Here is a 5438-nt window from a genome sequence, read left to right as displayed (position 1 = left end):
GACGCGGCCCGCGTGATGGGCGACGTGATGTGGCGTTTCCAATCCGAATGGCCAGCGCTCATCGAAGCGCAGTGCCGTGCCGCCATGGAGTCGCGCCTGTCGTTGCTGAGTGAGCAGCTCGCAGCGGAATTGACCCGCACGCTGGAGGCCCGCCTGATGGATTGGCTGGGCGCCGCGCTGGACGATGCGCTCGCCGCGCAGCAGAAGCCACCGCATCGCTGATCGCACAAAGAAAAACCCGCCGTCTGGCGGGTTTTTTGTGGGTGTCGCCAACAACTCAGTCCGTTACCGCGCCCTTGCTAGCCGTTGCTGCCAGTTTCGCGAACTTCGCCAGCACGCCACGCGTGTAGCGCGGTGCGGGTTGCTTCCACACGGCGCGGCGCCGGGCAAGCTCATCGTCGGGCACATTCAACTGCAGCAGGCGCTGGTGCGCATCGATGGTGATCGAATCACCGTCGTGCACGAGGCCAATCGTGCCGCCCACGTACGCTTCCGGTGCGACGTGCCCGACCACCATGCCCCACGTGCCGCCCGAGAAGCGCCCGTCGGTGATAAAGCCGACCGACTCGCCCAGGCCCTTGCCGATGATGGCCGACGTCGGGGCCAGCATCTCGGGCATGCCCGGACCGCCCTTCGGCCCGAGATAGCGCAGTACGAGAATGTCACCGGCCTTGATCTGGTCGCCCAGGATTGCGCTCATGGCGCTTTGCTCGTCGTCGAACACGCGCGCCGGGCCGGTGATGACCGGGTTCTTCAGGCCGGTGATCTTCGCCACGGCGCCTTCCTCGGCAAGATTGCCTTTCAGGATGGCGAGGTGGCCTTCCTTGTAGAGCGCCTTGTCGATCGGCAGGATCACGTTTTGATCGGCACGCGGCTGGTCGGGCACGTTGGCGAGTTCTTCCGCCAGCGTCTTGCCGGTGATGGTGATGCAATCGCCGTGCAGCAGGCCGGCGTTGAGCAGGATCTTCATGACCTGCGGGATGCCGCCGGCGGCGTGCAGATCGGTCGCCACGTACTGGCCCGACGGCTTGAGGTTGCAGATGACCGGCACGCGCTGGCGCACGCGCTCAAAGTCATCGATGGTCCATTCCACTTCGGCCGCGTGGGCGATGGCCAGGTAATGCAGCACGGCGTTGGTCGAGCCGCCGGTCGCCATGATGACGGCCACGGCGTTTTCGATGGACTTGCGCGTGATGATGTCGCGCGGCTTCAGATCGCGGCGCACGGCTTCGACCAGCACGCGGGCGGATTCGGCGGCGCTGTCGACCTTCTCCTGATCGGGATTGGCCATCGTCGACGAATACAGCAACGACATGCCCAGCGCTTCAAACGACGAACTCATGGTGTTGGCCGTGTACATGCCGCCGCACGAACCGCTCGACGGGCAGGCGTTTTTCTCGATGCCCTCGAAGTCCTCCTCGCTCATGCGCCCGGCGGTGAATTCGCCCACGGCCTCGAACGACGACACGATGGTCAGGTCCTTGCCCTTCCAGTGCCCCGGCTTGATGGTGCCGCCGTACACGTAGATGCCCGGCACATTCGTGCGCGCCAGGGCGATCATGCCGCCGGGCATGTTCTTGTCGCAGCCGCCGATGACGACGACGCCATCCATCCATTGGCCGTTGACGCAGGTCTCGATGCAGTCGGCAATCACTTCGCGCGAGATCAGCGAAAACTTCATGCCCTCCGTGCCCATCGACATGCCGTCGGAAATGGTGGGCGTGCCGAAAGTCTGCGGATTCGCGCGGGCGTCCTTCACGGCAGCCACCGCGGCATCGGCCAGCTTTTGCAGGCCGGAGTTGCACGGCGTGATGGTCGAATGGCCGTTGGCCACGCCGATCATCGGATTGTTGAAGTCGTCTTTCGTGTAGCCCAGCGCGTAGTGCATCGAGCGGTTGGGCGAGCGCGCCACGCCCTGTGTGATGTGCTGGGAACGCTTGTTGTCTGGCATGGGGGTCTCCGTGGGATCGGCACTATCGTTGTAGTCAACTGCCTGGCGCCCAGCATGCGCTTGGAGAAATGGCGCGTCAAATATATTATTGAGCGATTATTGAGTCGTAAAAAGTATCAATTGCCGATATGGATCTGCGCCAGCTTCGCTACTTCGTGACCGTTGCCGAAGAACTGCATTTCGGGCGCGCCGCCGAGCGGCTTTCGATGACGCAGCCGCCGCTGTCGCAGCAGATTCGTGCATTGGAAGACGAACTGGGCGTCACGCTGTTCCACCGCACGCAGCGTTCCGTGGCGCTGACGGCCGTCGGCGCGCGCTGGCTGGGCGAAGTGCGGCGCGTGCTGGCAGAGGCGAACGCGCTGCCGGGGCTCGCGCAACGGCTGGCGCGGGGGGAGGTCGGCACGCTGTCGCTGTCCTTCGTCAGCACCGCCGATTACGGCATCCTGCCGGCCTTGCTGCGGCATTTTCGCGATGCGCGCCCCGATGTGCAGCTTCTGCTGCGCGAGGCCACGAGCGATGTGCAAATCGAAGCGCTGCTGGCGGGCGATGTGGATGCCGGCGTCGTGATTGCGCATCACGCCGGCTCCGTGCCGGGCGAGCTGGAATACCGCCCGCTGGTGCGCGAGCGCCTCGTGCTGGCGGTGCCCGCGTCGCGCGCGGCGCAATGGGGCGCGGCGCCCGGCCAGCCGATTGCCCTGGCGGACGCCGCGGCCGAACCGCTGATCATCTTCCCGCGGCGGTCCGCGCCTGCGCTGTATGACATCATTACCGGCTATCATGCCGCGCACGGCGGACGGCCCGAAGACCCGGGCGCCGCCACGCGCATCGGCCAGGAAGCCATCCAGATGCAGACCATCGTCAGCCTCGTTTCCGCCGAGATGGGCGTCGCGCTGGTGCCGGCATCGCTATGCAACCTCCAGCGGACCGGCGTGGTCTATCTCGAACTCGCCGCGCCCAGCCCGATCATCGAGACCGGTCTGGTGTGGCGGCGCGATGCGGCTTCGCCGGTGCTGCCGTGGTTCGTGGCCAGTGCCGAAGCCGTCGCCAGGCTGCAAGAAGACAACCAAACCTGAAACCCACAGGATTCATGCTCATCCATCCGCAATTCGATCCCGTCGCCCTGCATCTGGGGCCGCTCGCCATCCGCTGGTACGGCCTGATGTATCTGGCGGCGTTCATCATGTTCCTGTGGTTCGGCCGCCTGCGCACGCGCCAGCCGCACATCGCTGCCGAAGGCTGGACCGGCCGGGACCTCGACGACATGCTCTTCTACGGCGTGCTCGGCGTGATTCTCGGCGGGCGCCTCGGCTACGTGCTGTTCTACAAGCCGGATTGGTATTTCGCCCACCCGCTCGACATCTTCAAGGTCTGGGAAGGCGGCATGGCCTTCCACGGCGGCTTCCTGGGCGTGGTCGTAGCGATGATGCTGTATGCGCGCATGCGCGGCCGCTCGTGGATGCAGGTGACCGATTTCATCGCGCCGATGGTGCCGTGCGGCCTCGCGGCGGGGCGGCTCGGCAACTTCATCAACGGCGAGCTGTGGGGCCGCGTGTCGTCGCCCAACCTGCCGTGGGCGATGATGTTCCCGCAGGCGCAGGGCGAAGATCGGGAGTGGCTGCTGTCGCATGCGCAGGAGGCCGTCACCAGCGGCCTGCAGGCCATTTTCGACCAGTACCACATGCTGCCGCGCCACCCTTCGCAGATCTATCAGTTCCTCGGCGAAGGCGTGCTGTTCTTCATCCTGCTGTGGCTGTATGCGCGCAAGCCGCGGCCGATGGGTGCGGTGTCGGGCGCATTCCTGCTCGGCTACGGCGTGTTCCGCTTCGCCGCGGAATTTGCGCGTGAGCCGGACAACTTCTTGGGGCTGCTCGCGGCGAACCTGTCGATGGGGCAGTGGCTGTCGTTGCCGATGATCCTGATCGGCATCGCCATGCTGGTCTGGTCCTATCGTCGTGCAGGCAACGGTGCAAAAAACCAGGCGCACGCCTGACATCGTCACCGCGCAAAGAAAAAGCCACCGGACTTCGGTGGCTTTTTTCATGGAGCGGCTCGCGGCTTACTTCAGCATCTGCACGGCGCCGGAAACCGTCACCGTGACCTGCGCCTTGCCGCCCTCGATGGGCACCGGCGCCGAATCGAACGATGCCGGAGCGGCTGCCATGCGCATCATCGGACGCGGGCCCGGATTGTTGCTGCCCTCGGTCACGTGCACGTCGCGGATCGTGTAGCTCGAATAACCAAACAGCTTGGTGGTCGCCAGTGCCTTGTCGCGGAACGAACTCACAGCCTGATCGATGAGCTTGGCTTCCGCCGCCGTGCGCGCCTCGCGCGAGAGCGTGAAGTTCACGTTCTGCACCTGCATCTGGTTGGCCAGCTGGCCGGCCAGCTTGGACGCCGCCGCAAAGTCCTTCGACGTGATGCGTACTTCGGCCCGGCCACGCCAGACGCTGATCTTGCCGTTGCGATCGGTGTTCGGATAGATATTGAAGCCGCCCGTTTCGGCTTGCACGCCGGACGTCCGCTTGGCCTGATTGATCACCTCATCGGCCTTGCGCGACAGCGTCGTGGAGATGGCGCCCGGGTCCGCCCCTTCCTGCTCGGCGCTCAGCGTGAGCGTGACGGTGTCGGTCGGCACTTCGGCCACGGCCTGGGCATCCAGCGAAAGCACGCCCGAATGGTTCGTCTCAGGAGCGGCCTGTGCGAAAGCAGTCGTCATCATTGCAGTCCCCAAAATGGTTGCGGCCAGGACAGATTTCATTGTGTTCTCCCAAAAAAGCAATGTGATGCGTCTGACTGGCTCCTACGCGCATCGTTCATCACGTTTGTAACAATTTCCCGCGGCGCACCCTCATTTACTCCGGATCGCGCATCAATTTCGTGGTGATGTAACGCCACTGCGCCGGTGTGACGGGCGTGATCGAAAGGCGGTTGCCGCGTTGCAGCACCGTCATGTCGGCCAATGGTTCGTGCGCGCGCAGCGTCGGCAGATCGATCAGTGCGCACTTGCGTACGAACTTCACGTCGACGAGCATCCAGCGCGGCGCTTCTGGCTTTGATGCGGGGTCGTGGTAGTGGCTTTTGGGGTCAAACTGCGTGGGATCCGGATAGCTGGTCGAGCAGACTTCCGCCAGCCCAGCGATGCCCGGTTGCGGACAGGACGAGTGGTAGAACAGCACGCCGTCGCCGATGCGCATGCGGTCACGCATGAAGTTGCGCGCCTGGTAATTGCGCACGCCGGTCCAGGGCAGGGTGCCTTCGGCGTGCAGCGTGTCGATGCTGGCCTCGTCGGGCTCGGACTTCATCAACCAGTATTGGGTGGCCATCGTGGGGACGCGCGGGCGACGTGCGGAAGTGGCGGTGTGCGCAGCATAGCAACACGGCCGCGGCCCCGCCATTGGCGGTGCGGCAACGGCGAGCGCATCGCAAACAGGCAAAGAAAAAGGCAGGTAGCGCACATGTGCGCTACCGCCTTTTGTTGGGTCCCCAC

6 protein-coding genes are annotated in these 5438 nt (G+C 64.8%); 3 read left to right on the top strand and 3 right to left on the bottom strand.

Going from position 1 to position 5438, the window contains the following annotated elements:
* On the top strand, window positions 1-222 hold a 222-nt coding region (locus tag FUT88_RS23820), incomplete at its 5' end, for a DUF2486 family protein (protein WP_147218902.1).
* A gap of 55 nt (window positions 223-277) precedes the next feature.
* Here the strand turns inward: FUT88_RS23820 and ilvD are convergent.
* Complete coding sequence (gene ilvD, locus FUT88_RS23815; RefSeq protein ID WP_147213293.1) at window positions 278-1951, bottom strand: dihydroxy-acid dehydratase; 1674 nt, start codon at window positions 1949-1951, stop codon at window positions 278-280.
* 128 nt (window positions 1952-2079) lie between these two features.
* Here ilvD and FUT88_RS23810 point away from each other — a divergent pair, with 128 nt between their 5' ends.
* Window positions 2080-3024 carry a LysR substrate-binding domain-containing protein gene (locus tag FUT88_RS23810; protein WP_147218900.1) on the top strand — a complete coding sequence of 315 codons (945 nt, stop codon included), beginning with the start codon at window positions 2080-2082 and terminating at the stop codon, window positions 3022-3024.
* A 14-nt stretch (window positions 3025-3038) separates the two neighbouring features.
* A complete protein-coding gene (gene lgt / locus FUT88_RS23805) occupies window positions 3039-3941 on the top strand; it encodes a prolipoprotein diacylglyceryl transferase (RefSeq protein WP_147218898.1) in 903 nt (300 codons plus the stop codon).
* Window positions 3942-4007: 66 nt separating this feature from the next.
* On the opposite strand, the gene FUT88_RS23800 is transcribed toward lgt, so the two are convergent.
* Both FUT88_RS23800 and FUT88_RS23795 read right to left on the bottom strand, forming a co-directional pair.
* The gene (locus tag FUT88_RS23800) at window positions 4008-4709 is read right to left on the bottom strand and encodes an SIMPL domain-containing protein (protein WP_147218895.1); all 702 of its coding nucleotides are present in this window, start codon (window positions 4707-4709) and stop codon (window positions 4008-4010) included.
* 94 nt (window positions 4710-4803) lie between these two features.
* Window positions 4804-5274 carry an EVE domain-containing protein gene (locus tag FUT88_RS23795; protein ID WP_147218893.1) on the bottom strand — a complete coding sequence of 157 codons (471 nt, stop codon included), beginning with the start codon at window positions 5272-5274 and terminating at the stop codon, window positions 4804-4806.
* Window positions 5275-5438 lie beyond the last annotated feature (164 nt).

It is taken from the genome of Ralstonia sp. TCR112, assembly GCF_007997035.1.
Lineage (GTDB): Bacteria > Pseudomonadota > Gammaproteobacteria > Burkholderiales > Burkholderiaceae > Ralstonia > Ralstonia edaphi.
This window is presented reverse-complemented; position numbering and strand designations above follow the sequence as displayed.